3 protein-coding genes are annotated in these 2,395 nt (G+C 63.6%); 1 reads left to right on the top strand and 2 read right to left on the bottom strand.

What is annotated here, in order from left to right:
• A partial coding sequence (locus tag Y708_RS0120595) for a helix-turn-helix domain-containing protein (RefSeq protein WP_028281370.1) occupies positions 1-400 on the bottom strand: 400 nt, incomplete at its 3' end.
• A 36-nt stretch (positions 401-436) separates the two neighbouring features.
• On the opposite strand from Y708_RS0120595, the gene Y708_RS30595 reads away from it, so the two are divergent.
• Positions 437-598: a hypothetical protein gene (locus Y708_RS30595; RefSeq protein ID WP_216699858.1), complete on the top strand. Its 162-nt coding sequence runs from the start codon at positions 437-439 to the stop codon at positions 596-598.
• 108 nt (positions 599-706) lie between these two features.
• Here Y708_RS30595 and Y708_RS0120605 read toward each other — a convergent pair whose 3' ends face one another.
• The gene (locus tag Y708_RS0120605; RefSeq protein ID WP_028281371.1) at positions 707-2,185 is read right to left on the bottom strand and encodes an NAD-dependent succinate-semialdehyde dehydrogenase; all 1,479 of its coding nucleotides are present in this window, start codon (positions 2,183-2,185) and stop codon (positions 707-709) included.
• Between the last annotated feature and the right edge of the window lie 210 nt (positions 2,186-2,395).

A 2,395-nucleotide genomic window follows, 5' to 3' on the forward strand; every position in this document is an offset into this window, starting at 1 on the left:
ACATTGAGGCGGCGATACCGCGGCGGGTGGCTTCGGTGGCCAACTCCAGGCTGGACCACCGCGACAGCGGTATCTGCGTCTCAGCCGGCAAGGTGCACGCCAACTGTTTGACCTCGGCCACCTGCACCGCAGTGAACGTCGGCGGGCGGCCCGTACGGGGCAGATCTGCCAACCCTTCCAGCCGGTGATGGTAGAACCGGTGACGCCATTTGCGCACGGTATCAATATGCATCCCCACATCGGCGGCGATCGCGGCGTTCGTGTGACCGCGAGCAGCGGCCAACACGATACGGGCACGAATCACCATCCGATACGGTGCCCGGGCCGAGGTGGCCCGGGACTGCAGGATGGCTTTCTCGGTGGCGGAGAGGATGATCACAAAGGGGGAAGAGATCACCATGATCTGTTCTCCCTCGACTCGACATCATCGGCGGTGGTGACACGCCGAAACAGTGCGATATCGGGTCTGGATCTGGGCCACGATGGGACCCATGGCCAAGATTCCTGGCTACCCACGGGCATGATGGGAGGCACCGCCGAGGATGCCCTCGATACCGCCTGCGGTCTCTACCTCGGCGATCCCACCGCCTGGACCTGAACCCCCGACGAACTTACGGTGACACCCACTAGCGCATGCGTGGAGACCCCGGGGATGCGCTGCCAACGAAACACTCCCGCGGCACTCTAGGCCAGAGCACGGCCGACGCTACGCCGACGGGTCCGCAATACCCACGTACTGGGTGTACAGGTATTCCTCGATGCCCTCGTAGCCGCCCTCGCGGCCCAGACCGGACTGCTTCACTCCACCAAACGGCGCCGCCGCATTGGAAATGACACCGGCATTGAGCCCCAACATTCCGGTATCCAGCCGCTCACCAATCCGCAGACCCCGGTTCAGATCCCGGGTGAACACGTACGCAACCAGGCCATACTCGGTGTTGTTGGCAAGCCGGACCGCCTCATCCTCAGTCGCAAACGTGACAATCGGCGCCACCGGCCCAAAGATCTCCTCCTGCAGAATCCGCGAATCGGGTGCAACATCCGTCAACACGGTTGCGGCATAAAAGTAACCCGGCCCGTCCACCGGAGCCCCACCGGTCACGCACGTGGCGCCGTCGTCGAGCGCTCCCGTCACCAACTCGTGAACCTTCTGCCTGCTCTTCTCATCAATCAACGGCCCCAGCTTGGAGTTATCCTCGGTGCCTCTGGCCGGCGTCATCGCATCCATCCTCGCCGCGAACTTCGACGCAAACTCCGCCGCAATGGACTCGTGCACAATGAACCGGTTGGCGGCGGTGCAGGCTTCGCCCATGTTCCGCAGCTTGGCAAGCATCGCCCCGGCCACAGCAGCATCCAGATCCGCGTCTTCGAAGACAACAAACGGTGCATTGCCACCGAGTTCCATGGAAGTACGCAACACATTTTCCGAAGCGTCGGCAAGAAGCCTCCGGCCAACCGGCGTTGAACCGGTGAAGGACAACTTGCGCAGCCTCGAGTCCTTGATCAGCGGGCCGGTGACTCCGCCGGCGTCGGACGTGTGAACGATGTTCAGCACGCCAGCGGGCAGGCCCGCTTCCTCAAGTACTTTGGCAAACAACGACGACGTCAGCGGCGTCAGGTTCGCTGGCTTCAGCACCATGGTGCAACCGGCGGCAACCGCAGGCGCGATCTTGCGGGTGGCCATCGCCAGCGGAAAATTCCAGGGCGTAATGAGCAGGCAGGGGCCAACCGGCTTCTTGTTGACCAGGATGCGCGTCTTTCCGTCCGGCGCCATCCCGTAACGGCCCGATGAGCGGACCGCTTCCTCCGAGAACCAGCGGAGGAATTCCGCCCCGTAGGTCACCTCGCCGCGTGCCTCCGCCAGCGGCTTGCCCATTTCCAGCGTCATCAGAAGCGCAAAGTCCTCGGCACGCTCGGTCACAAGTTCAAAGGCGCGCCGGAGAATTTCGCCACGTTCACGGGGAGCTGTCCGTGCCCAGTCCTCCTGCGCGGCCACGGCCGCGTCCAGGGCAGCCATGCCGTCCTCAGGACTCGCATCCGCGATGGTGAGCAGCGTCTTCCCGGTGGCCGGATCCTCGATGTCAAACGTCTTGCCCGTTGAAGCGTCCCTCCATTCGCCGCCGATCAGCAGGCCAGTGGGCACCCGGGACAGTAATTCCTGTTCGCGCTGCACGGTAATCGTCATCGGCTTGCCTCCGGAATAGTCGCCTGGTGTGGGAACCGCGCAGTGAAAATCCGCCGGTCTCTAGGGTGCCCACGCTAGCCCGGCGCGTCACGGCATGTCCATGAAAGGGTGCACGGTGGATCGCCCAAAGCACCGTGCAGCTGCACAAACCCGGAACCGTTACGGCTTGGCGGCGATGACCGCCGCATACAGCTCCCGTTTGCTCAGCCT

This window comes from Arthrobacter sp. H5 (genome assembly GCF_000520595.1).
In the GTDB taxonomy this organism is placed as follows: Bacteria; Actinomycetota; Actinomycetes; order Actinomycetales; family Micrococcaceae; genus Arthrobacter_D.